This is a genomic window from Streptosporangium amethystogenes (assembly GCF_000721075.1).
Taxonomy (GTDB): domain Bacteria; phylum Actinomycetota; class Actinomycetes; order Streptosporangiales; family Streptosporangiaceae; genus Streptosporangium; species Streptosporangium amethystogenes.
This window is the reverse complement of the sequence record NZ_JOEQ01000026.1, coordinates 24,823-46,938: the sequence shown is the minus strand read 5'-3', so window position 1 is coordinate 46,938 and position 22,116 is coordinate 24,823. Positions and strand designations below refer to the sequence as shown.

Genomic DNA, 22,116 nt, shown 5'->3' with positions numbered 1-22,116 from the left:
CTGGACCCGTGACACGATCTTCCCTTACGGTGCCAGCACCTGGCAGAAGTTAAAGGGGAGGTCGTTGGTGAAGCGGACGCTTTTCGCGTTTGCACTGGTCCTGGGCTTGCTGTGGCCAGGTGTCGCGCAGTCCGCGACACGGGTGGACGGACGGGTGGTGCTGATCGGCATTCCTGGTCTGCAGTGGAGCGACCTCAGCCCCGGTGGCACCCCGAATCTGTGGCGTCTGGCCACGCAGAGCGCGATCGGCTCGCTGTCGGTCCGCGCGGTGGGCCGGGTGACCTGCCCCTATGACGGGTGGCTGACGATCTCGGCCGGGTTGAGGTCCGCGGTCGGCTACGGCTGCGGGCTCCCCCCGCTACCCGAGGCCGACAAAACGGGTGCCGTCATCCCCGGCTACGGGTACCTGCGTGACGTCGCCGGGCAGCGCAACGCGGGCGCCCTCGGTGAGGCCGTGCACGCCGCCGGGGAGTGCACGCTGGCGATCGGCCCGGGGGCCGCGCTGGCGCTGGCCGACAGATCGGGCAGGGTCGACGTGTACGCTCCCTCCCCCGCGCAGATCCGCTCAGGAGTGCTCACCAGGTGCCGCGTGATCGCCGTCGACGTCGACGATCTGATCAGGCCCTACATCACCGGCGGACGACTGCCCAAGGTCGAGGAGCGGCTCCCCCCGCAACAGCGGACGGCGGCGCTGCGCCTGGCCGACGCCAAGGCGGGGGCGGTGCTGAGCGTGCTGCCCAAGGATGCGCGCGTGCTGCTGGCGGGCCTGTCCGACCACGGCGTCGACCCGCACCTTCGGGTGGCCATGATGCGCGACGGAGACCTCTCCGGCCGCTTCCTGGGAGCGGCCTCCACCCACCGCGACGACATCACGATCCTGCCGGATGTCACCGCGACGATGCTCTCCCTGGCCGGCGTCGAGGCACCGCCGGGCATGGTCGGGCTCCCCTGGCAGGCGAGCGAGAGGCGGGCCGGCACCGTCGAGGCCGCGCGGACCGACCTGGAAAGGGCCGACGTCGCCGGGCAGACGATCAGGAACGTGGGCGGCGTCTTCTTCACCTCGGTCGCCGTGCTGCAGGTCGCCTTCTACCTGACCGCGTTCCTGCTGCTGCGCCGCAGGCGCGGGCTGAGGCGCATGCGCGTGGCCGCGGTGGCACTGGCCTCGGTGCCCACCTCGACGTACCTGGTGAACCTCACCCCCTGGCAGGACGTACGGACGCCGCTGCTCGCACTGGTCGGCGGAATCGTCGGATGCGCGCTGCTGCTGACCGCGGTGGCGCTGGCGGGGCCATGGCGGCGCGCCCCGCTCGGACCGCTGGCGGTGGTGGCCGGGGTGACCGCGGCGGTACTCGCGGGCGACCTGTTGACCGGGACGACCCTGCAGCTCAACAGTGTGATGGGCTACAGCGCCGTGGTCGGGGCCCGCTACTACGGCCTGGGTAACATCCCCTTCGCGCTCTTCGCCACCTCGGTGCTGCTGCTGGCCGCCACGATCGCGCACCGGCTGACGCGCGGCGGCCACACGGGTGCGGCGGTCGCCGTCGTGGCGGTGCTGGGCGGCTTCGCGATGATCCTGGGCGGCTGGCCGGGCGTGGGCAGCGACTTCGGCGGCGTGATCGCGTTCGTGCCGGGGATCGCGGTGACCGCACTGCTGATCGCGGGCAGGCGGGTCTCGATCGTCAAGCTGGGCGCGTTCTGCGTGGCGGGCGGCGTCACCGTGATGGGCATCGCCTACCTCGACTACCTGCGCCCGCCGGCTTTCCAGACGCACCTGGGGCGCTTCGTCGGCCAGGTGCTCACCGGCGAGGCCACGGAGGTGATCGGCCGCAAACTCGGCGCGATGCTGGGCACACTGCTCAACCCCAACCTGATGCCGGTCGTGATCGCCGCGTTGGCGTTCCTCGTCTACGCGCTGCTACGGCCGGAGCAGGCGACCGCGGGAGTGCTGCCCGCCGCGTTCGCGCACTCCCCCGCGCTGCGGGCCGGGTTGATCGGCACCCTGGTCAGCGGGGTGGTCGGCATGCTGGTCAACGACTCGGGGGCCGCGGTGCTCTCCATGGCACTGGCGCTCGCCGTGCCGCTGACACTGTCGGTGGGCATCAGGACCTTGGGCGGAGCCCCGCGCTACGACGACGCGGGCCAGGAGCCGGCGAGCAGTTCCCTGGTGTCACGCAGCAGCTGAGGAAGCACCCTGGTCTGGCCGACGACGGGCATGAAGTTGGTGTCGCCGCCCCAGCGGGGCACCACGTGCTGGTGAAGGTGGGCGGCGATCCCGGCGCCCGCCACACCACCCAGGTTCATGCCCACGTTGAAACCCTGCGCGCCGCTGGCCTTGCGCAGGGCGACCAGCGCCCGTTTGGTGAAGTCGGCGAGCTCGGTGGTCTCTGCCTCGTCCAGGTCCGCGTAGTCCGGCACGTGGCGGTAGGGGCAGACCATCAGATGGCCGGAGTTGTACGGGTAGAGGTTGAGCAGCGCGAAGACCGCGTCACCTCGGGCGACGATCAGGCCGTCCTCGTCGCTCATCTGGGGGATCTCGCAGAACGGGCAGCCGTCCTCGGAGCCCGAACCCGTCGGTTTGCTGGCCCCCTTGATGTAGGCCATCCGGTGTGGAGTCCAGAGTCTCTGGAACGCGTCCGGTGTTCCCGCTCCGTACTGCGCCTCCGGCTCGTTGCTCATGGTCGCCAGCATATTGCCAAGCCGATCCCTTCGGTCTGGCGCCTCCCCCGCCGGGGCACCGGAAGCGGCCGGGATCCGGCGGCTGGACGGGATCTTGATCTATATCTCACCGTATTAACGGACGAATGCCGCAAATTTCCGGCAGAATCCCCCAGCAAGACCACCGACAGCCGAGGAGTACCCATGACCGACGTCTCCGTCGAGGAGCCGACCGAGGAGACCGCGTCTCCCGCCGAGATCGGCGGCAGGCCCACCCGCCCGTTCTCCCTCAGCCTGTCCCTGTCCGCCGACACGGAGCCGCCGGCGTCCTCCACGAGCGAGCCCGTCCTGGCCGTGGTCGAGACGATCACCCCGGCAACGGACGAGGTGCCCTCCCCCTCCCTGGCCGGAACGGCGACCGTGTCTCCCCTCTCTCCGCCGGCCCCGGTCACCCCGGTGTCCTCGGCCGTGGTGAAGGGCCGGATCAAGGTGGCGGACGAGGTGGTGGAGAAGGTCGCGGCCCTCGCCACCCTTGAGGTCACGGGCGTCGCCGAACTGGGAGGCGATGCCGCCCACGCGGTGGAACCGGTGCGTGAGCGGGCCGGCATCGGCGCCAGGCGCGGCCCCCGGGGCGTCAGCGCCCATGTGCAGGACCGTACGGCCGCGGTGGACGTGTCGATCGTGGCGGAGTACGGGCACGTGGTGATGGACGTGGCCAACGAGGTGAAGACCAACGTGGCCCGGACCGTCAGCCGGATGCTCGGCATGCGGGTCGTCGAGGTCAACGTCGACGTGGAGGACGTCCGCCTGCCGGGCGAGGTCCGGCCCGAGGCACCCGCCGAGCCCGCGAAGCACGCCTAGCGGGGCCAGGCCCCGCCAAAGAGAACGGGTCCGGCTCCCCCAGCGGGGAAGCCGGACCCGGAACGCCTCGGAGAAGACTCAGACCTGGAGGCGGCGCTCGATCGCGTCGACGATCTCGGCGATCGCCTCGTCGACCGGGACCCCGTTCTTCTGCTCGCCGTTGCGGAAGCGGAAGGAGACGGCACCTCCTGCGATGTCCTCGTCGCCCGCCAGGAGCATGAAGGGCACCTTGGACTTCTGCGCGTTGCGGATCTTCTTCTGCATCCGGTCGTCGGAGGCGTCGACCTCGATCCTGATGCCCCGCTCGCGAGCCTTCTTGGCGACGTCCTGAAGGTAGGACACATGTGCCTCGGCGATCGGGATGCCGACTACCTGGACCGGCGCGAGCCAGGGGGGGAACGCGCCCGCGTAGTGCTCGACCAGGACACCGAAGAAACGTTCGATCGAGCCGAACAGCGCGCGGTGGATCTTGACGGGACGCTGACGGGTGCCGTCGGCGGCCTGGTACTCAAGCTCGAAGAGCTCGGGCAGGTTGAAGTCCAGCTGGATGGTCGACATCTGCCAGGTGCGGCCGATGGCGTCGCGGGCCTGGACGGAGATCTTCGGACCGTAGAAGGCGGCGCCCCCGGGGTCGAGGACGAGCTCCAGATTCTCGGACTCGGCGACCTCGCGCAGCGTTTCGGTCGCCTCCTCCCACACCTCGTCGGGGCCGACGAACTTCTCCGGGTCCTTGGTCGACAGCTCCAGGTAGAAGTCGTCGAGCCCGTAGTCGCGGAGCAGGTCGAGCACGAAGCGCAGCAGTGACTTGAGCTCGTCGCGCATCTGCTCGTGAGTGCAGTAGATGTGCGCGTCGTCCTGCGTCATGCCGCGCACCCGGGTCAGGCCGTGGATGACGCCGGACTTCTCGTAGCGATAGACCGTGCCGAACTCGAACAGCCGCAGCGGCAGCTCACGGTAGGAACGCCCGCGGGACCTGAAGATCAGGTTGTGCATCGGGCAGTTCATCGGCTTGAGGTAGTACTCCGCCCCCTCCAGTTCCATGGCCGGGAACATCCCGTCCTTGTACCAGTCGAGGTGGCCGGAGATCTCGTAGAGCTTGCTCTTGGTGATGTGCGGGGTGTTGACGAAGGAGTAGCCCGCCTCCTCGTGCCGCTTGCGCGAGTAGTCCTCCATGACGCGGCGGATCACGCCGCCCTTGGGGTGGAAGACCGGCAGGCCCGAGCCCAGCTCGTCGGGGAAGGAGAACAGGTCGAGCTCGGCGCCCAGCTTGCGGTGGTCGCGCTTCTCGGCCTCCACCAGCAGGTGGAGGTACTCGTCCTGCTTCTCGCGCGACTCCCAGGCGGTGCCGTAGATCCGCTGGAGCTGCGGGTTCTTCTCGCTGCCCCGCCAGTAGGCGCCACCGGTGCGCATCAGCTTGAACGCCGGGATGGACCGGGTGGTCGGCACATGGGGGCCGCGGCACAGGTCCTTCCAGCACAGCTCGCCGGTCTTGGGGTCGAGGTTGTCGTAGATGGTCAGCTCCGCGCCGCCCACCTCGACGCTCTCCTCGTCGGCGGCCCCGCCCTTGAGGCCGATCAGCTCCAGCTTGTACGGCTCGGCGGCGAGTTCCCCGGCCGCCTCGTCGTCGGAGACGGGCCTGCGGGAGAAGAGCTGACCCTGCTTGACGATCTCGCGCATGCGCTTCTCGATGCGCTTGAGGTCGTCGGGGGTGAACGGGTTCTTGACGTCGAAGTCGTAGTAGAAACCATTCTCGACCGGCGGGCCGATGCCCAGCCTGGCCTCGGGGAAGATCTCCTGAACGGCCTGGGCCATGACATGCGCGGTGGAGTGGCGGATGATGGCGCGCCCGTCGGGGCTGTCCGCCGGGACCGGCTCGATCACGTCGCCCTCGGCCACCGGGGCCGCGAGGTCCTTCAGCTCGCCGCCCGCCCGGGCGGCGACCACGGAGCGGCCGTCCGCCTCCAGCGCCTCCCCGTACGTCGTACCCCCCGCCACCACACGCGCGGCTCCGGCGAGGGTGATACGAAGTTCTGACACGGCCGACACGGTTGCTCCCTGGGAGACGTCGATGGATGGTCTGGAATCGATGCTACCGGTGTCGTCGACGCGATTTCTCAGGCGTCGCGGCTCCGGCGGTAGCCCAGCGAGGTCAGCTCGGCCCGGGTCCCGCGGAAGACGTTGCGATCCAGTGGCTTGTGCGAATGCTGGTGAATGGTCCATCTCCGCCACGGGCTGGGCACCTGCGGCCGGCCCCGGGGCGCGTCGGGCGCGGCGATCCACAGCGGGTAGGTCTCCAGCCCGGCGCAGTTGCCGTTCTGCGCGAACGCCTGGAACGTGTAGACCACCGGCTTCACCCCGGCCAGCGCGATGACCGCCTGGCACCAGCTGCGGGCGAACCGCGCCACCCTGGCGGCGGGCAGGTGGTCGTTGGTCTCCAGGTCGAGGGCGAGCAGATCACCCCTGCGCAGCCCCCCGGCCCGCTGCACGATCTTCAAAAAGTGCACCGCCTGCACCTCGGGGTCGCCCGCGGGGCGGGCGAAGTGGTAGGCGCCGCAGACGATCCAGCTCTCGCGCATGCCGTTCCAGTTGGTACCGAACCACTTGTCGGTGAAGGTGCTCCCCTCACTCGCCTTGGCGAAGGCGAAGGAGACCCCGCCCTTCGCCTGCGCGCCCCAGTTGACGGCGCCCTGCCAGTTCGACACGTCGATCCCCTGCAGCATGGCGGCCACGCTAACCGGTGGGTGCCGCGGGCACACGCCCGACGCTCCCTCGGCATACTGCCGTTGCGACCGCTTTGGCTAGGCTTGGTCGGTGTGAACGCAGCAGCTCAGATCTCCGGCGCGTACGCGACCGGCATCGCGACCATGACTTCCGGCGGGACCGTGCTCGACACCTGGTTCCCGTCCCCGCAGCTGGGTGAGTCCTCCTCGCCGGGCACCACCCGGCTGAGCCCGCAGGAGGCCGCCGCGGAGCTCGGCTCCGGGGTCGCCGCGCTGCTCGGCCCCGACCAGGACCGCGGCGTGGAGGTGGTCGCGGTACGGACTCAGATCACCAAGCTGTCCGAGGCCCCGGCGGACGCCCACGACGCCTACCTGCGCCTGCACCTGCTCTCCGCGCGCCTCGTCCAGCCGCACGGCCTGAATCTGGACGGGCTGTTCGGCCTGCTCAGCAACGTCGTGTGGACCAACCACGGCCCGTGCGCGGTGGAGGGCTTCGAACAGGTGCGCCTGCGTCTGCGCGCCCGGGGCCAGGTGACCGTCTACGGTGTGGACAAGTTCCCGCGCATGGTCGACTATGTGGTCCCCAGCGGTGTCCGGATCGCCGAGGCCGACCGGGTTCGTCTGGGCGCGCACCTGGCGAGCGGCACGACCGTGATGCACGAGGGTTTCGTCAACTTCAACGCCGGGACGCTCGGCGGCTCCATGGTCGAGGGCCGCATCTCGGCGGGCGTCGTCGTGGGCGACGGCTCCGACGTCGGCGGCGGCGCCTCGATCATGGGCACCCTGTCCGGCGGCGGCAAGCAGGTCATCTCCATCGGGCAGCGCTGCCTGCTGGGCGCCAACAGCGGCATCGGCATCTCCCTCGGTGACGACTGCGTCGTGGAGGCGGGTCTCTACGTCACCGCCGGGACCAAGGTGGCCCTGCCCGAGGGTCAGGTGATCAAGGCGGCCGAGCTCTCGGGTGCCTCCGGCCTGCTGTTCCGCCGCAACTCCACCTCGGGGGCCGTCGAGGTCGTGCCCCGCCAGGGGACGGGCGTGGAGCTCAACAGCATCCTGCACGCCAACGACTGATCACCGACACACCGCACTCGCGCGGGGGGCGTGCCGGAGGCCGTGGGGCCCGCGAATGCTCGTCCCAGGGTCTCCCAGCTGGCAGGGTGGCCCCACGGACCTCACCCCGATGCGGGCGCCTCCGGGACCGAGGTCCCGGCGCTGGAAGGATTCAGATGACCGGTCAGGAGATGGCGGGCGACGGGAGCCGCGCGATGGCGGCGGCCCGGTGGGTGACGGGGCTGTTCGCACCGCAGGTGCTGGTCATCGGGCTGCCCCCGGTCGTCGGGCTGATGGCCGACGGGTGGCGGGGCGGAGCATGGGGCCTGGTGGCCTCAGCCCTGTGCGGCGGCATTCCCGCCCTGGTGATCCTGGCCGGGGTCCGTTCCGGACGCCTGGACTCCCACCATCTGGTGGACCGGGCGAGCCGGACCAGGCCGCTGCTGGTGGCGGTCGCGGCGGTGGCCGTCGCGCTGGTGCTGCTGATCTCCCTCGGGGCGCCGCGTCTGCTGGTGGCCACGGTGACCGCGATGCTGGCCGCGCTCGCGGTGACGGTCCCGATCACGCTCAAGTGGAAGATCTCCTTTCACGCGGCCGTGTCCGCGGGCACCGTGGTGGTGCTGGCCCACGTGCTGCCCGCGGCGCCCACCCTGGTCGTGGGCGCACTGGTGGTGGCGACGGTGTGCTGGGCGCGGGTCCGGCTCACCCACCACACCCCCGCCCAGGTCGCCGCCGGGGCCGTGACCGGTGCCGGCACGGCCTGGGCGACCCTGACCGCCTTCGGCATCTGAGCGGGGCGGGCGCGGGAGCGGGGCGTCAGAGCAGGCTCTTGAGGAACTCCCTGGTCCGGGTGCCGGGAGAGTACTCGGCGGCGACGAAGTCGGTGACCCCCGCCTTGGCGAGCGCCTCGATCCGCGCCGACACCTCGTCCTCGTCTCCGACGATCGCCACGTCGGCCGGCCCCTCGGCCCCCTCCCGATCCAGCATCGCCCGGTAGGACGGCAACTGGCCGTAGATCTCGAACTGCTCCGCGGCCAGCGCCCTGGCCGCCTCGGCGTCGTCGGTGACGCAGATGGGCAGCGCGCACACGATCCTCGGCTCGGGGCGCCCCGCGGCCCGCGCGGCCTCGGTGACGGCGGGCGCCACGTGCTCGGCCACGGTCCTGGGACCGGTCATCCACAGCACGGTGCCGTCGGCCATCTCCCCGGCCAGCCTGAGCATTCTGGGGGCCAGCGCGGCGATGAGCACGGGCATGTCCCTCGGTCCCGGCGTGCTCAGCCCGAGCTGTCCGGTGAGAGTCTCCCCCTGGAAGGACGCGTTCTCCCCGCGTACCAGCGGCATCAGGATCGACAGGTACTCGCGCATGTGCCGGGCGGGCCGCTCGAAGCCGATGCCGTACATGCTCTCGATCACCAGCTGGTGCGAGAGCCCGACGCCGAGCGTGAGCCGCCCGTCGAGGGCGGCGTTGACCGTGAGCGCCTGCTGGGCGAGGGCCGCCGGGTGGCGCGGATAGGTCGGGACGACGGCGGTGCCGAGTTCGATCCCGGGCACCTGGTTCCCGGCCACGGCGAGCGCGGTCAGCGCGTCGAGGCCGAAGATGTGGGACATCCAGGCAGAGGAGAAGCCGTCGTCGGCCGCGCGCGCGATGCGCTCCCGTAGCTTGCCGAGCACATCCGGCTCTTTGGGTTCGTTGAGCAACAGTCCGAATCGCATCGCTACCGAACTCCATTCTAGTGATTTCGTCCAGTGTAGATCGACGACGGCGATCACACACGGGCGTACCGATACACGGGCCCCCCGGCGGGAGTGGTCACGGAAGTTCGGTGAACCGCTCCACCTGCTCGATCTTGCCCGCGATGACGATCACGTCGCCGTAGCCCAGCACCGTTCTGGAGTCGGCGTAGGTGAACTCGTCGTACTGGCCCTTGACGCAGACCACCGTCACGCCGTACTTGCGCCGCAGGTTGGACTCGCCCAGGGGCACGCCGACGTACTCGCGGGGCGGCCGGGTCTTGACCACCGCGTAGTCGCCGTCCACCTCCATGTAGTCGAGCATCCGCCCGTTGAGCAGGTGGGCCAGCCGCTCCCCCATGTCGTGCTCGGGAAGGATCACGTGGTGGGCGCCGACCCGCTCCAGGATGCGGCCGTGATCGCGGCTGATCGCCTTGGCCCAGACGTCCTCGATCTCCAGCTCGACGAGCAGGGAGGTGGTGAGGATGCTGGACTCCAGGTCGGTGCCGATGGCGACCACCGCCCGGTAGAAGTCGGGCACCCCGATCTGCCGCAGCGCCTCGATGTCCGTGGAGTCCGCGACGACGACATGGGTGAGCTTCCCTGCCAGGCTCTGCACCACCTTGGGGCGGTTGTCGATGGCCAGCACCTCGGTTCCCTTGCGGGAGAGCTCGAGTGCGAGGGAACCGCCGAAGCGGCCGAGCCCGACGACCACCACGGGGTCGTTCCTTCTGTCAGGCAACGATCGTCCTCTTTCGGGAGTCCGCAGCCGCGGGGGACCGTCAACGCGAGGGGCCCGGAGGTGGACGACAGCCTCCAGGCCCCTACCTGCGTGTCACTGGGGCGCTGAGGCCCGGATTCCGCCCGATTCTACCTCAGGGGAAGGTCAGGAGGTCTTCCGCGCTTCCCGCCGGATCAGTGCCGGAGCCGGCACCGGCGAGGGTGTCGAGGACCTGCTGGCCGTACTTGGCCAGCTTGTTCTCCCCGACCCCGCTCACCGTGCCCAGCTCGGCCAGGGACGAGGGAGACCGGGTCGCGATCTCGCGCAGGGTCGCGTCATGGAAGATCACGTACGCGGGCACACCCTGCTCCTTCGCGGTGGCTCCACGCCAGGCGCGGAGGAGCTCGAACACCGGAACCGCCTCCTCGGGCAGCTCGACGGGGTCGGCCCGGCGCGAGGAGGAGGTCTTCGCGGCCTTGGCGGGCCGGGCCGCCATCGTAGGCTCGCGCCGTAGCGGGACCTGGCGCCTGCGCCCCAGCACCTCCGCGCTCGCCTCGGTCAGCACCAGCGTGCCGTAGTCCCCCTCGACGGCCAGCAGCCCCTGCGCCAGCAACTGGCGCACCACGCCACGCCACTCGGCCTCGCCCAGCTCCGTGCCGATGCCGAACACCGTCAGGCCGTCGTGGTCGTGCTGGATGACCTTGGCCGTCTTCTTCCCGAGCAGGATGTCGATGATCTGGCCCGCGCCGAACTTCTGACGGCGCTCGCGCATCAGCCGGAACACCGTCGACAGGACCTTCTGCGCGGCGACCGTGCCGTCCCAGGACTCGGGCGGCGACAGGCAGGTGTCGCAGTTGCCGCAGGCGGCGGCCTGCTGGCCGAAGTAGGCGAGCAGCAGCACGCGGCGGCACTCCACCGCCTCGCACAGGGCGAGCATGGCGTCCAGGTGGGTGGCCAGGCGGCGGCGGTGGGCGTCGTCACCCTCCGAGGTGTCGATCATCTTGCGCTGCTGCACGACGTCCTGGAGGCCATAGGCGAGCCAGGCGGTGGAGGGCAGGCCGTCGCGCCCCGCCCTGCCGGTCTCCTGGTAGTACCCCTCGATGGACTTGGGCAGGTCGAGGTGTGCGACGAACCGCACGTCGGGTTTGTCGATGCCCATGCCGAACGCGATCGTGGCGACCATGACGAGGCCGTCCTCGCGCAGAAAACGCGCCTGGTTGGCGGCGCGGGTGCGGGCGTCGAGGCCAGCATGGTAGGGCAGCGCCTGGACACCGTTCTGTACCAGGAACTCGGCGATCTTCTCGACCGAGTTGCGCGACAGGCAGTAGACGATGCCCGCGTCCCCGGCGTGCTCGGCGCGGAGCAGTTCGAGCAGTTGCCGCTTCGGCTCGTTCTTGGGGGCGATGCGGTACTGGATGTTGGGCCGGTCGAAGCTCGCCACGAAGTGGCGGGCCCGCTCCAGGTTGAGCCTGGAGGCGATCTCGGCGTGGGTGGTCTTGGTGGCCGTGGCGGTCAGCGCGACGCGCGGCACATCGGGCCAGCGCTCGTGCAGCGCGGACAGGGCGAGGTAGTCGGGCCGGAAGTCGTGCCCCCACTGGGCCACGCAGTGCGCCTCGTCGATGGCGAACAGCGAGATCGTCCCACTGTCGAGCAGGCGCAGCGTCGCGTCGACCCGCAGCCGCTCCGGCGCCAGGTAGAGCAGGTCCAGCTCACCGGAGAGGAAGGCCGACTCGACCTGGCGACGCTCCTCGAACTCCTGGGTGGAGTTGAGGAACCCGGCCCGCACGCCGAGCGCCGTCAGGGCGTCGACCTGGTCCTGCATGAGCGCGATGAGCGGTGAGATCACCACCCCCGTGCCCTTCCGCACGAGCGCGGGGATCTGGTAGCACAGCGACTTGCCGCCTCCCGTCGGCATGAGCACCAGGGCGTCGCCGCCGGCCACGACGTGGTCGATGATCTCCTGTTGGCCCTCCCGGAACGAGTCGTAGCCGAAGACGCGCTGCAGGACCCGCGACGCGTCGCTCACCTCGGGGTCGTTCTCGGGGAAAGGCATCGGGTCATTGTACGAGGCACCCCCGACAGCCGGGGGTGAACCTGCCACAAGGGTGGATGGCGAAAGGTGCCGCCGGGAGGGACGTCCCTCCCGGCGGCACCGGCGCCGCCCTCCCGCTCCTTTTACGGGTTCACGGGTTGACGTTGATCGTGAAGGTCGACGTCGTGTTCCTGATGTTCTGGAAGTTGTTGCTCATCTGGAGGTTGTTGAACGTGGCCGAGCCGACCGCCGGTCCCTGACCGGGCTCGGGCATCTCGTTGGCCCAGATCGCCCAGCCGGACTTGGCGTCGTAGGCGTCACCGCTCTTCCTGGCGCCGGTGATCGTGATGTTCGTGAGGACGGTGTCGGTGACCGGGTTCTCCGGCTGGCTGCCGTTGTACTTGGTCTGGAACATGATGCCGCCGTAGGTCGGGTCCACGATGTCCACGTTGCTGACGCGGATGCCCTGGAAGACCTTGGAGGCGGAGAAGGCCCAGATCGCCGGGAAGACCTGCCCGTTCCAGAAGTGACCGCCGGCGCGGACGATCGAGATGTTCTCGAACCGGGTGGGCGGGCTGGCACCGAAGCCGTTCATCGGGTAGCCGAAGTCCAGCGAGCTGATCGTGATGCCGGAGTAGACCAGCGTGTCGGCGATGTAGATGTTCCTGAAGACGTTGTCGTACCCGCCGTAGACCGCGACACCCGCCGCGCGCCAGGTCAGGATGGACGTCAGGTTCTCGTAGACGTTGCCCTTCATGTCCGAGCCGCCGGCGTCGATGGCCGAGAACAACGCGAAGCTGTCGTCACCGGTGGCGCGGGCCTCGTTGTTGCTGACGAGGTTGTCGGTGCTGCCGTTGGTCATGTTGATGCCGTCGGCGAACATGTTGCGGATGCGGGAGTTCTTGATCGTCACCCGGTCGGTGTTGGCGCCCCAGTAGAGGCAGACCATGTGCTCGTTCCAGATGTTGTCGATCACCACGTCCGCGACGTTGGCGAAGTCGAACACCTTGCCCGGCCCGTCGATACGCGAGGTGTAGTTGCCGAAGTAGGCGAAGTTGGCGAAGGACGAGCCGTTCGCGGTTCCCTCGGCACGGAACCCGATGTCGGTGTTGTCCTGGTTCGACGGCGCACGGAACTGGGTGTACCAGGGGCCGGCGCCGACCACCTTGACCGCCTTGCCGTAGACCTGGAACTTGCTCGCCGTCTGGTAGGTGCCCGGCGGCAGGTAGACGCCGACGAGGGTGCCGGTGTTGTCCATCCGCACCTTGTCGAGCGCGTTCTGCACGTCCTGGTGGGTGAACCCGGCGGGGACCGTGTACCTGGCGGGGTCGGGGTTGGCGATCGGCGACACCTGCTCGGTGTTGATGAAGTCGATCGCGTACGTCGTGGTGTTGGCGGGGTCCTTCTGCAGCCTGATCCTGCTGCCCGCCTGGACGGTGGTCCCGAGCATCACGTTGGCCTCGTCGTAGATGTGACGCGGCCCGCCGGCGCTCGGCGAGTTGCCCGGACCGGCCTCGGCGCCGTACAGCCAGGCGTACTTGGAGGTCAGGTTGATGGCTTTGAGGAAGGTGCCGTCGACGTAGACGTTGAGCGTCGAGTCGATGCCGCCGCCGCCCGCCGAGTCGGGGATGGAGAAGCGGGTGACGAGGGTGTTGGTGCTGGCCTTGGTGGTGAACTCGACGTAGCTGCCCGTCGTGTTCAGCGTCACCGCCCTGCGGCCCGACGCCTCACCCGCCAGGTCGCCGATGGTGCGGTTCGGGCCGATCACGGCCGCCCCGCCGCCGACGACGGCGTCCTCGGCCTCGTACATGTCGTACGGCATGTTGGCGCCGCGGCCGACGAAGAACGGCTGGGTGACCGTGTTGTTGGCCCGCTTGACCGGCAGTTCGTTGGCGTCGTCGGCGAGGACCGTCTTGACGGTGAACTTGCCGTTGGCCGCCGTCCAGGTGCCCAGGTTCACCGGGCCGGTGGTGGCGCCCGCCGCGATCACGCCGGTGTGGGAGCCGGTCAGCGTGCGGACCACGGTTCCCGCCTCGTTGGCGACGGTCAGCGTGATGCCGTGGGCGCCGCCCGCGGAGGCCACGGTGCCCTGGTTCTTGATCGCCACGGAGAAGGTGACGACGTTGCCGTTCGCCGGGTTGCTCGGGGTCCAGCTGGTCGTCGCGACCAGGTCGGAGGTGTCGACGGGCCTGACCACGAGTGGGGAGGCGCTGGAGAAGTCGTTGTTCGACTCGTTCTGCTCGATGACGCTGCCGGCCTCGTCGACCTTGGCGCTCAGCGGGTAGCTGCCGGCGTCACGGGCGCCGATGCCGGCCGAGACGGTGGCGGAGGCCCCCGCGGCCAGCGCGGCGACCGGGGCGGTGCCGACCTTGGTGGTGCCCAGGTAGAAGTTGACGTTCGTCGCGCCGGCGGCCGCGTTGCCGCTGTTCCTGACCGTGGCCGACAGCGTGACCGCGTCGGTCTCGATCGGGGAGATGGGGGACGCCGTCAGGCCGGTGATCGTCAGGTCCGGGTTCGGCGCCGGGGTGCCGATGACCTGGAACTCGGCGACCTGCCCGGCGGGGGCGCCGGTGTTAGAAGTGATCTTGAGCTGGACGTCGGCGTAGGAGCCGCCGACCGGGATCGTCACCGTGTTGCCGGAGGCGGGGTCGAAGGTGTGGTTCGCCGCCGCCGCCAGGCTGGTGAAGGAGGTCGAGCTCTGCTCACGCCCGAGGACCTGGATGTTCTGGGTACGCGTCGCCCAGACGTTGTCGGGGTTCAGCTTCAGCACGACCGAGTTGAGGGTGGCGTTCGCGCCCAGGCTGACGGTCAGCGTGTTGGGGTAGCTGCCGCCGTTGCCCTCCCAGTAGGTCGCCGTGTTGTTGTCGTTGGCGTTGGCGGCCACGAAGGTGAAGACCGAGGAGGAGGCGGTGATCGCCTTGCCGACGGCCAGGTTGGAGCCGCCGCCGGTGCCGCCGGTGCGGGTGACGGTGTTGCTGTTGCCGGACTGGTTGTTCGCGGCGTCCTTGGCCTTGACGTAGTAGGACACCGTCGCCGTGGCCGGCTGGGTGTCGGTGTAGGTCAGGACATTGCCCGCCACGCTGGCGCGCAGGACGTTGTTGGCGTAGACGTCGTACCCGGTCACGCCCACGTTGTCGGACGAGGCACCCCAGGTCAGCCTGATCTGGCCGGCGCCTGGCTCGGTGTAGGCCAGGTTCGACGGTGTGGTCGGCGGCGACGTGTCACCGCCGGAGCCGGTGGGTCCGTACACCTCGAACTCGGCGACCTGGCCGGCCGGCCAGCCCGTGTTGGCGGTGATGTTCAGCCGGAGGTAGCGGGCGGTGGTCGCGGCGAAGTTGATCGTCACCGTGTTGCCGGTCGCCGGGTTGAAGGTGTGGCCGGCGGAGCCGACGATGGTGGAGGTGGGCGAGGCGCTCGTGCCCGCCAGCACCGACAGGGTCTGCGTCCTGGTGGCCCAGGCCGCCGCCGGGGGCAGCTTCAGGATGATCTGGTCCACGTTGGTGACGGCCCCGAGGTCCACCTGGAGCCACTGCGGGAAGGCGTTGTTGCCGCTCTCCCAGTAGGTGTTGGCATTGCCGTCGGTGGTGTTGGCCGCGCCGTAGGGGGCGGTGGTGCTGCTTGACGAGGTCGCCTTACCCACCGCGAGGTTGGGGCCGGCCGCCGCGGCGGGTGAGACCGCCCCGGCCAGGACGAGCAGGCTGGTCACGGCCATCGCCGCCACCAGCCTTAACGCCAGGTACTGCTTTCTCATCGCGTTCCTCTATCTCTCGGCTGGAACGACAGGGTCGGGTGGGAGGCCGGGGCCTCCGCCGTGCGGAGCGAGACGCGGACTCGGAGTCGTGACATCCGGCGGCCGGGCCGACCGGTGTGACCTGCGGCGGGTCGGCCCGTGAAGCTCGCCTCGTTCGTCGCTGGGGGGGTGCTGGTCGCCGGGTGCGCCCGCGCGACGCCGAGAACGACGTCACCCGAGGGCTCTTCCGGAGGGGTACGACGGATGCGTGACGCGACACATCACTAGCGGAAGTTGCGAAGAAGAGAGAAAATTTAACAGGAGTTTGCAATATTCTTGCATTGCGTTGGCCAAAGGTTACATATGTGCTACGGCCGCGTCAACGGGTCGAGAAGGACGGTTTACTTCGCCTCGCAGCCCCGAGTGCGGTCCCCGCCCCGGGCCCGCGGGTCCCCCCGAACCGGCGCGAGGGAACGTCCGTGGACCTCGGTACGGAGAGGAACCGGCGCGGAGAAACCGGACGGCGAGCTTGGCACGGGAGAGACATGGGGCAGGCACGCCGGGAAGGCGGAGCCGCCCCGGGGGGCCGGATTCCGACGCGCGGATGTCGGGCGTGGCCCGCCCTGCCGGAAACCCGTCTCATCCGGAGGGCGGGGCCGGCATGCCCGGCCGTCCGGAAGATCACGGAACAGCGAAAGAGCCCGGTGGTTGATGTCAACCACCGGGCTCTGATCTGCGTCTTGCTAGTGTGGGCGATACTGGGATCGAACCAGTGACCTCTTCGGTGTGAACGAAGCGCTCTCCCGCTGAGCTAATCGCCCGCCCTGTCCGGCCCCTCACGGTGCCGACGTGGAAAACCATACAGCAATCCGGGAGTGCCCGCGAAGCGGTGTCCGCCACTAAATTGATCTTGAGAGATGACGCACTCGGGAGGCAAAGCTCTGAGGATGCATCCGACGGGGGGCTACGGTGTCATAGCATCGTCCTGATCCACAGAAGCACCGAACGACCCGGGCTCAACCCGAATCACCCGAGACGCCCCGCCAGGGAGTCGACGGTGACCAAAACGAGACGCAAAACCCTTGCAAATACGGCCCTGTTGGTGATGTTTAGCCCGGTAGATGCCCAAATGTCGCGCTGTGATGTGCGTTACAGAAGGGCGTAGAGGCGGAATCTTTCCTACAGGTTTCTTTGTTCCGCGTGATGGCTCATGCGGAGCGAAGCCCGCTTGAGAGCAGTGAAAGCCCCGAAGAGGGGACCGACGACGAAAAGGTTTGGCTGACGATGAACAGCGCCACCGTCTCTGCCGAGCTAGGCCTTCGGCTTGTGGTCCCCGACCGTACCACCGTCCCCCTGCTCGCCGGACTCAGCTACACGGCCGATGATCCTTACGCGATCAGAATGGCCTTCCACGTGGGGAACGACGAGCCGGTCGAGTGGATCTTCGCCCGCGAGTTGCTGACCGTCGGCATCGTGCGGCGGGTGGGCGACGGCGACGTGCAGGTGTGGCCGGCGCGTGCCGACGGCGAGCGCACGCTGCACATCAGCCTCACCTCGCCGTTCGGACAGGCTCTGTTCGAGGTGCCGCTGGCCCCGCTCACGGAGTTCCTGCACCGGACGTACGAGCTGGTGCCCGCGGGCCGCGAGACCGACTTCATGGATCTGGACGCCGAGCTCAGTAACATGCTCTGGAGTTCCTGACCCGGCTCTCCCCGCACCCCCGACGGGACCTCGGGCCTACACCGCGGGCTTGAGCAGGCGTCGCATCCGGGCGATCTCGATGCCCTGGCCCGAGACGACGTCCTTGGCGACGGCCAGCATGGCCCGGTCGGAGCCCTCGCGGAGCTGGAGCCCGGCCATCGTGACCGCCGCCCCGTGGTGAGCGATCATGAGGGTCAGGAAGAGCGTGTCGAAGGCCGCTCCCCTGGCCGCCCTGAGCCGGTTCATCTCCTCCAGCGTGACGGCGTGCTCGTCATGCCCCTCGTGCCCCTGCGGCGCCCGGCCGATCGCCTTCAACCATGACGTCATGGCCGCGATCTCCGGCCGCTGCGCCGCAGTGATCCGCTCGGCGAGGTTCCGCAGGACCGGCGAGGACGACCTGGCCGGGACCAGCTCCGCCATCTCCAGTGCCTGCCGGTGATGCGGGATCATGCCCTCGGCGAACCTCACGTCGGCCGCCGTGACCCTGGCCTCGGACTCCCCGAGATTCTCGCCCGGCCGCGCCGTACGGCCCGCCTCTCCGGGGCCGCCCGGGATTATCACCGGTGCGCCGGTCTCCGCAACGAGCGGTGCCGATCCTCGCTGCGCCGCCTCCGTACATCCGCCAAGGACCGATGTCACCATGATCATCACGATAATCTGACTCGGCATACGAATCATCCGCATAGCTTCAATAATGGGGCAAGTGGACCAACGTAATGGGGGCACCGTGCGATCGACCATGGCGTTCGGCCTGGCCGCGCTACTTCTTGTGGCCGGGTGCGGGGCGGATCCAACACCTCAGGCCCCACCGCCCGCGGCCGCCTCGGAGAACACTGAACAGACGGCGAAGGCCCCCTCCCCCGGGATCTCCGGGGACGGCACCCACAGCGACAACGTCACGCACCTGGCCAACGTGCCGCTCGGCGCCCCGCTCGACGGGCCCCAGGCATGGGGCACCGACCTGGCCTTCCAGGGCGACTACGCGTTCGTCGGCAACTTCGACGGCTTCAGCGTCTTCGACATCTCCGATCCCGCCCACCCCTCGGTGGTCAGCCGGGTGCTCTGCCCCGGCGAGCAGAACGACGTCTCGGTGAGCGGGAACCTGCTGTTCCTGTCGATCGACTCCGTCCGGGTCGGCCCGGAGTGCGACGCCCAGCGCGGTAATCCGGAGTCGGACAGCTGGGAGGGCATCCGGATCTTCGACATCTCGGACAAGTCCCATCCCAGGTTCGTCTCGGCGGTCCGCACCGACTGCGGCTCGCACACCCACACCCTCGTCCCCGGCGAGAACGCCGACAGGGTCTACCTCTACATCTCCTCCCCTGGCCCCGAGCCGCAGTCGACGACCTGCCCGGCGCCGTACAACAAGATCTCCGTGGTCGAGGTGCCCGTCGAGGCCCCCGAGACCGCCAAGGTGATCTCACAACCGGTGCTCTCCGACAAGCCCGGCGAGGACGGCCTCGGCGGCTGCCACGACATCACGGCCTACCCCGAGAAGAACCTGGCCGCCGCGGCCTGCTTCGGCGACGGGGTCCTGCTGGACATCACCGACCGGGCCAAGCCCAAGGTGCTCCAGCACGTGAGCGACCGGGAGAACTTCGCCATCTGGCACTCGGCGACGTTCAACAACGACGCCACCAAGGTCGTCTTCGGGGACGAGCTGGGCGGCGGCCTGGGCGCGACCTGCGACTCCGGCACCCCGAAGACCAAGGGCGCCAGCGCCGTGTACGACCTGGGCAAGGACCGCAGGCTCACGCTCCGCGGCTACTTCAAGATCCCGAGGGAGCAGGCGTCCGACGAGAACTGCGTCGCGCACAACGGGGCGCTGCTGCCTGTGCCGGGGAAGGACATCATGGTCCAGGCGTGGTACCAGGGCGGGGTGTCCATCTGGGACTTCACCGACGCGGCCAGCCCCCGGGAGATCGGCTTCTTCGAGCGGGGCCCGATTTCGGGAGCCGGCGGCTCGTGGTCGGCGTACTACTACAACGGCCACATCTACTCCAGTGACATCACCAGGGGCCTGGACGTGCTCCGCATCGACGACCCGCTGACCGACCCTGCCGCCAAGGTCAGGCTCAAGGAGCTGAACGCGCAGACCCAGGTGTCCTACTAGGAGGACCGGCCCTTCCGGCGGGGGTGCGCCCTCGCCGGAACCGAAACCGGAAACCGAAACCTCAGGGGTCGAGGTCGGCGGCGGAGCGCTCGGCGAAGACCCGCATGGCCTTGGCGGTGATCGGGCCGGGCGCGGCGGGCAGCACGGTCTGGTCGACCGCGCGGATCGGCTGGATGTCACGGGTGGTGGAGGTCAGGAACGCCTCGTCCGCCTCGTACAGGGCCGAGAGCGGGATGTCCTCCTCGGCTCCCCCGCACCACTCCAGCGCGAGCGCGCGGGTGACCCCGGCCAGGCAACCCGAGGCGAGCGTGGGGGTGACCAGCCGGCCGTCACGCACGATGAAGATGTTGCTGCCGGTGCCCTCGCAGAGATTCCCCACGGTGTTCTCGAAGATCGCCTCGCCGCCACCGGCGGCCTTGGCGTAGAACAGCGCCCTGGCGTTGTCACCGTAGGAGGTGCTCTTCACCCCGGCGAGCGCGCCGCGCTCGTTGCGCGGCCAGGGCACCACCGTGACGTCGGCGGTGACCGGGAACGGCTTCTGCTCGTCGACGATCACCACGGTCGTACAGCCCGCCTCACCCCGGTCCGAGCCGAGCGGCCCCGGGCCGCTGGTGTAGGTGATCCGGACGCGGCCGAGCCGCCACGGCGGGGCTTCGGCCAGGCAGGCGCGGATCCCGTCGGCGATCGCGTCGGTGTCGGGATCGGGCAGTTCCATCCGCCGTGACGAGAGCGTGAGCCGGTCAAGGTGGCGGGTGAGCGCGAACGTGGCGCCGTTCACGCACTTGATGGTCTCGAACACCCCGTCACCGACCATCAAACCATGATCGAAAACTGAAACGGTGGCCTGATCCGGAGAGACAAGTTCCCCGTTGAGCCATACAGGTGTCTTCATTCGACTCCTTCTGAAGCTGATGTTGATGCCAGCGCGACGAGCCGGGAGGCCTTCAGCTCGGTCTCGTCCCATTCGCGGCGCGGGTCGCTCCCCCAGGTTATGCCCGCGCCCGTGCCGAAGCGGATCTCGCCGGACGACAGCCAGAACGTGCGGATCCCCACGGCCAGCGACGCCCGCCGCCGGTCGGCGTCGACCCAGCCCACGGTCCCACAGTACGGCCCGCGCGGCTCGGGTTCGAGCTCATCGATGACACGCAGGGCGGAGGATTTCGGGGCTCCCGTCACCGACCCCGGCGGGAAGGTCGCGCCGAACAGCTCGGGCCACCCGCACCCCGGTGCGAGCCGCGCCCTGACCGTGGAGACCAGGTGCACGAGACCGGGGTGCTCCTCCACCTCGCACAGGGCGGGCACGCTCACCGAGCCGACCTCGGCGACCCTGCCCAGGTCGTTGCGGACGAGATCGACGATCATCACGTTCTCCGCGTAGTCCTTCTCCTGCAGGTCCTCCTCGGTGGCTCCGGTCCCCTTGATCGGTCTGGACTCGACCACGTCGCCGTCCCTGGACAGGTAGAGCTCGGGAGAGGCCGACACGACGCTCAGTCCCGGCAGGCTCACCGTCGCGGCGTAGGGGGCGGGGTTGCCCTCCGCCAGCCGTACGGCCAGTGCCAGCGGGTCCGGTTCCGCTCCCGCGGGCAGCGGCGCGTTCAGTACCCGGCACAGGTTGGCCTGGTAGACCTCGCCACGCTCGATGTACGAGCGGATGCGCCGCACGCCGTCCTCGTACCCGGCCCGGTCCAGGGAACTGCGCCACGACGAGGGGTGCGGCCCGCGCCAGGGACCGCGCGGCACGGGCAGCGGGGCCTGACGGACATCGCCGAACCTGGCGCACGTCACCTTGCCCTCGTAGTCGACCACGACGGCCCACCACCCCTCGCCGTCGAGGGCGGTCAGGTCGGTGGTGACATCTCGGAGCTCCGTGGCCAAATACCCGGTGACATGCGCAAAAGAGTCATGCACTTCCCTATTGTCTCGCTTGTACGGCCAGCAGGCGCACCAGGGTGCGGGCCGCGGGCAGCGGGACGGGCGGCAGGGCCGCGTAAACGGTCCTGCGGGGGGCGAGCTCGCCGAGGGAGCGGAGCACCAGATCGGGCGGTACGGCGTGCGCGGCGATGGCGGGCACCAGCGTGATGCCGAGCCCGGCCGCGACGAACCCGAACTTGCCCGTCCACTCGCTGATCCTGACCGAGGCACGGGGGGTGAACCCGGCCCTGGCACAGGCTGCGACGAGGGCGGTGGCCCGGCCCGGCGGAGGAGCCTCGATCCAGGTCTCCTCCCGCAGCTCGCGCAGGTCGACGATCTCCTCCCCGGCCAGCCGGTGGTCACGGCGGAGCGCGACGAACAGCTCGTCGTCGGCCAGCTCGACCATCTCCACCTCCTCCTCTCGGGGCAGTTCGGCGGGGTAGTCACTGACCACCGCGACGTCCAGGCCGCCTTCTCGCATGCGGCGCAGCAGACTGCGGCTGGGCCCCTCGATCGGGACGAGTTCGACCTCGGGGAACTCCTCGCGGAACTCGCACAGGGCACCCGGCACGAGCGCGACGTTGGCGGTGGCGAACGCGCCCACCCGCAGCCGCCCCCGGTACCCGCCGTGGATGCCGGCCAGCTCCTCCTCCGCCCTGGTCAGCCGGTTCAGCACGACTTGGGCGTGGTGGTGCAGCGCCTCACCGGCGGGCGTCAGCCGCACACCGCGCGGCAGCCGCTCGAACAGCGGGCCGCCCGCGCGGTGTTCGAGCGCGGCGATGCGCCGGGAGACCGCCGACTGGGTGTAGCCGAGCCTGACGGCCGCCGCGGTGAAGGCACCGGTATGGGCCACGGTGTCCAGCAGGCGGAGCCCTTCGATGTCGAACACAT

Annotated in this window: 17 protein-coding genes and 1 tRNA gene; 6 read left to right on the top strand and 12 right to left on the bottom strand. The window is 69.6% G+C overall.

The annotated features are described in order from the left end of the window. Positions 1-67: 67 nt before the first annotated feature. On the top strand, positions 68-2,182 hold the full coding sequence (locus IG98_RS0130535; RefSeq protein WP_030919946.1) for an alkaline phosphatase family protein: 2,115 nt from the start codon (positions 68-70) through the stop codon (positions 2,180-2,182). On the opposite strand, the gene IG98_RS0130530 is transcribed toward IG98_RS0130535, so the two are convergent. Beyond that, positions 2,125-2,676 carry an HIT family protein gene (locus tag IG98_RS0130530; RefSeq protein WP_245651780.1) on the bottom strand — a complete coding sequence of 184 codons (552 nt, stop codon included), beginning with the start codon at positions 2,674-2,676 and terminating at the stop codon, positions 2,125-2,127. The two genes, IG98_RS0130535 and IG98_RS0130530, sit on opposite strands and share 58 nt — an antisense overlap. Positions 2,677-2,859: 183 nt before the next feature. On the opposite strand from IG98_RS0130530, the gene IG98_RS0130525 reads away from it, so the two are divergent. Beyond that, positions 2,860-3,516: an Asp23/Gls24 family envelope stress response protein gene (locus IG98_RS0130525; RefSeq protein WP_051753188.1), complete on the top strand. Its 657-nt coding sequence runs from the start codon at positions 2,860-2,862 to the stop codon at positions 3,514-3,516. Between the two features lie 78 nt (positions 3,517-3,594). On the opposite strand, the gene thrS is transcribed toward IG98_RS0130525, so the two are convergent. Then, on the bottom strand, positions 3,595-5,562 hold the full coding sequence (thrS, locus tag IG98_RS0130520) for a threonine--tRNA ligase (RefSeq protein WP_030919936.1): 1,968 nt from the start codon (positions 5,560-5,562) through the stop codon (positions 3,595-3,597). Positions 5,563-5,630: 68 nt separating this feature from the next. Then, positions 5,631-6,236: a glycoside hydrolase family 25 protein gene (locus tag IG98_RS45495; protein ID WP_030919933.1), complete on the bottom strand. Its 606-nt coding sequence runs from the start codon at positions 6,234-6,236 to the stop codon at positions 5,631-5,633. Between the two features lie 93 nt (positions 6,237-6,329). Here IG98_RS45495 and dapD point away from each other — a divergent pair, with 93 nt between their 5' ends. Both dapD and IG98_RS0130505 read left to right on the top strand, forming a co-directional pair. Beyond that, a complete protein-coding gene (dapD, locus tag IG98_RS0130510; RefSeq protein WP_030919928.1) occupies positions 6,330-7,307 on the top strand; it encodes a 2,3,4,5-tetrahydropyridine-2,6-dicarboxylate N-succinyltransferase in 978 nt (325 codons plus the stop codon). 155 nt (positions 7,308-7,462) lie between these two features. After that, positions 7,463-8,077 carry a phosphatase PAP2 family protein gene (locus IG98_RS0130505; protein WP_030919925.1) on the top strand — a complete coding sequence of 205 codons (615 nt, stop codon included), beginning with the start codon at positions 7,463-7,465 and terminating at the stop codon, positions 8,075-8,077. A gap of 25 nt (positions 8,078-8,102) precedes the next feature. Here the strand turns inward: IG98_RS0130505 and IG98_RS0130500 are convergent, their stop codons facing one another. The 5 genes from IG98_RS0130500 to IG98_RS0130480 all read right to left on the bottom strand — a co-directional run bounded on the left by IG98_RS0130500 (position 8,103) and on the right by IG98_RS0130480 (position 16,321). Further along, positions 8,103-8,999 (bottom strand): LLM class F420-dependent oxidoreductase, encoded by an 897-nt coding sequence (locus tag IG98_RS0130500; protein WP_030919922.1) that lies wholly within the window; start codon positions 8,997-8,999, stop codon positions 8,103-8,105. Positions 9,000-9,096: 97 nt separating this feature from the next. Then, positions 9,097-9,759 (bottom strand): potassium channel family protein, encoded by a 663-nt coding sequence (locus IG98_RS0130495; RefSeq protein ID WP_030919919.1) that lies wholly within the window; start codon positions 9,757-9,759, stop codon positions 9,097-9,099. A 133-nt stretch (positions 9,760-9,892) separates the two neighbouring features. Then, the gene (gene recQ / locus IG98_RS0130490; RefSeq protein WP_051753187.1) at positions 9,893-11,791 is read right to left on the bottom strand and encodes a DNA helicase RecQ; all 1,899 of its coding nucleotides are present in this window, start codon (positions 11,789-11,791) and stop codon (positions 9,893-9,895) included. A gap of 130 nt (positions 11,792-11,921) precedes the next feature. After that, positions 11,922-15,521, bottom strand: coding sequence for a discoidin domain-containing protein (locus tag IG98_RS0130485; protein WP_030919914.1), 3,600 nt, complete (start codon positions 15,519-15,521; stop codon positions 11,922-11,924). Positions 15,522-16,249: 728 nt separating this feature from the next. Beyond that, positions 16,250-16,321 (bottom strand) — tRNA-Val (locus IG98_RS0130480). Positions 16,322-16,784: 463 nt separating this feature from the next. On the opposite strand from IG98_RS0130480, the gene IG98_RS0130475 reads away from it, so the two are divergent. After that, positions 16,785-17,201 carry an SsgA family sporulation/cell division regulator gene (locus tag IG98_RS0130475; protein WP_012892610.1) on the top strand — a complete coding sequence of 139 codons (417 nt, stop codon included), beginning with the start codon at positions 16,785-16,787 and terminating at the stop codon, positions 17,199-17,201. Positions 17,202-17,237: 36 nt separating this feature from the next. Here the strand turns inward: IG98_RS0130475 and IG98_RS0130470 are convergent, their stop codons facing one another. After that, positions 17,238-17,843: a DUF305 domain-containing protein gene (locus tag IG98_RS0130470; protein ID WP_245651779.1), complete on the bottom strand. Its 606-nt coding sequence runs from the start codon at positions 17,841-17,843 to the stop codon at positions 17,238-17,240. A 52-nt stretch (positions 17,844-17,895) separates the two neighbouring features. Between IG98_RS0130470 and IG98_RS0130465 the strand changes: the two genes are divergently transcribed. Beyond that, positions 17,896-19,314: an LVIVD repeat-containing protein gene (locus IG98_RS0130465; RefSeq protein WP_051753186.1), complete on the top strand. Its 1,419-nt coding sequence runs from the start codon at positions 17,896-17,898 to the stop codon at positions 19,312-19,314. A 61-nt stretch (positions 19,315-19,375) separates the two neighbouring features. Here IG98_RS0130465 and IG98_RS0130460 read toward each other — a convergent pair whose 3' ends face one another. Genes IG98_RS0130460 through IG98_RS0130450 form a run of 3 tightly spaced genes read right to left on the bottom strand, consistent with a single transcriptional unit; the run spans position 19,376 to position 22,114 of the window. Further along, positions 19,376-20,206: an aminotransferase class IV gene (locus IG98_RS0130460; protein ID WP_030919904.1), complete on the bottom strand. Its 831-nt coding sequence runs from the start codon at positions 20,204-20,206 to the stop codon at positions 19,376-19,378. Beyond that, positions 20,203-21,222 (bottom strand): chorismate-binding protein, encoded by a 1,020-nt coding sequence (locus IG98_RS0130455; protein ID WP_030919902.1) that lies wholly within the window; start codon positions 21,220-21,222, stop codon positions 20,203-20,205. The genes IG98_RS0130460 and IG98_RS0130455 overlap by 4 nt, the downstream gene beginning before the upstream one ends. 4 nt (positions 21,223-21,226) lie before the next feature. Next, positions 21,227-22,114 carry a LysR family transcriptional regulator gene (locus IG98_RS0130450; protein ID WP_037971665.1) on the bottom strand — a complete coding sequence of 296 codons (888 nt, stop codon included), beginning with the start codon at positions 22,112-22,114 and terminating at the stop codon, positions 21,227-21,229. Positions 22,115-22,116 lie beyond the last annotated feature (2 nt).

Bases quoted from the DNA above. Each gene is read 5' to 3' on its own strand.
- IG98_RS0130485 (WP_030919914.1), bottom strand. From the start codon at position 15,521: ATGAGAAAGCAGTACCTGGCGTTAAGGCTGGTGGCGGCGATGGCCGTG.
- IG98_RS0130525 (WP_051753188.1), top strand. From the start codon at position 2,860: ATGACCGACGTCTCCGTCGAGGAGCCGACCGAGGAGACCGCGTCTCCC.
- IG98_RS0130500 (WP_030919922.1), bottom strand. From the start codon at position 8,999: ATGCGATTCGGACTGTTGCTCAACGAACCCAAAGAGCCGGATGTGCTC.
- IG98_RS0130530 (WP_245651780.1), bottom strand. From the start codon at position 2,676: ATGAGCAACGAGCCGGAGGCGCAGTACGGAGCGGGAACACCGGACGCG.
- IG98_RS45495 (WP_030919933.1), bottom strand. From the start codon at position 6,236: ATGCTGCAGGGGATCGACGTGTCGAACTGGCAGGGCGCCGTCAACTGG.
- IG98_RS0130470 (WP_245651779.1), bottom strand. From the start codon at position 17,843: ATGGTGACATCGGTCCTTGGCGGATGTACGGAGGCGGCGCAGCGAGGA.
- IG98_RS0130465 (WP_051753186.1), top strand. From the start codon at position 17,896: ATGGGGCAAGTGGACCAACGTAATGGGGGCACCGTGCGATCGACCATG.
- IG98_RS0130475 (WP_012892610.1), top strand. From the start codon at position 16,785: ATGAACAGCGCCACCGTCTCTGCCGAGCTAGGCCTTCGGCTTGTGGTC.
- recQ (WP_051753187.1), bottom strand. From the start codon at position 11,791: ATGCCTTTCCCCGAGAACGACCCCGAGGTGAGCGACGCGTCGCGGGTC.
- IG98_RS0130505 (WP_030919925.1), top strand. From the start codon at position 7,463: ATGACCGGTCAGGAGATGGCGGGCGACGGGAGCCGCGCGATGGCGGCG.
- IG98_RS0130460 (WP_030919904.1), bottom strand. From the start codon at position 20,206: ATGAAGACACCTGTATGGCTCAACGGGGAACTTGTCTCTCCGGATCAG.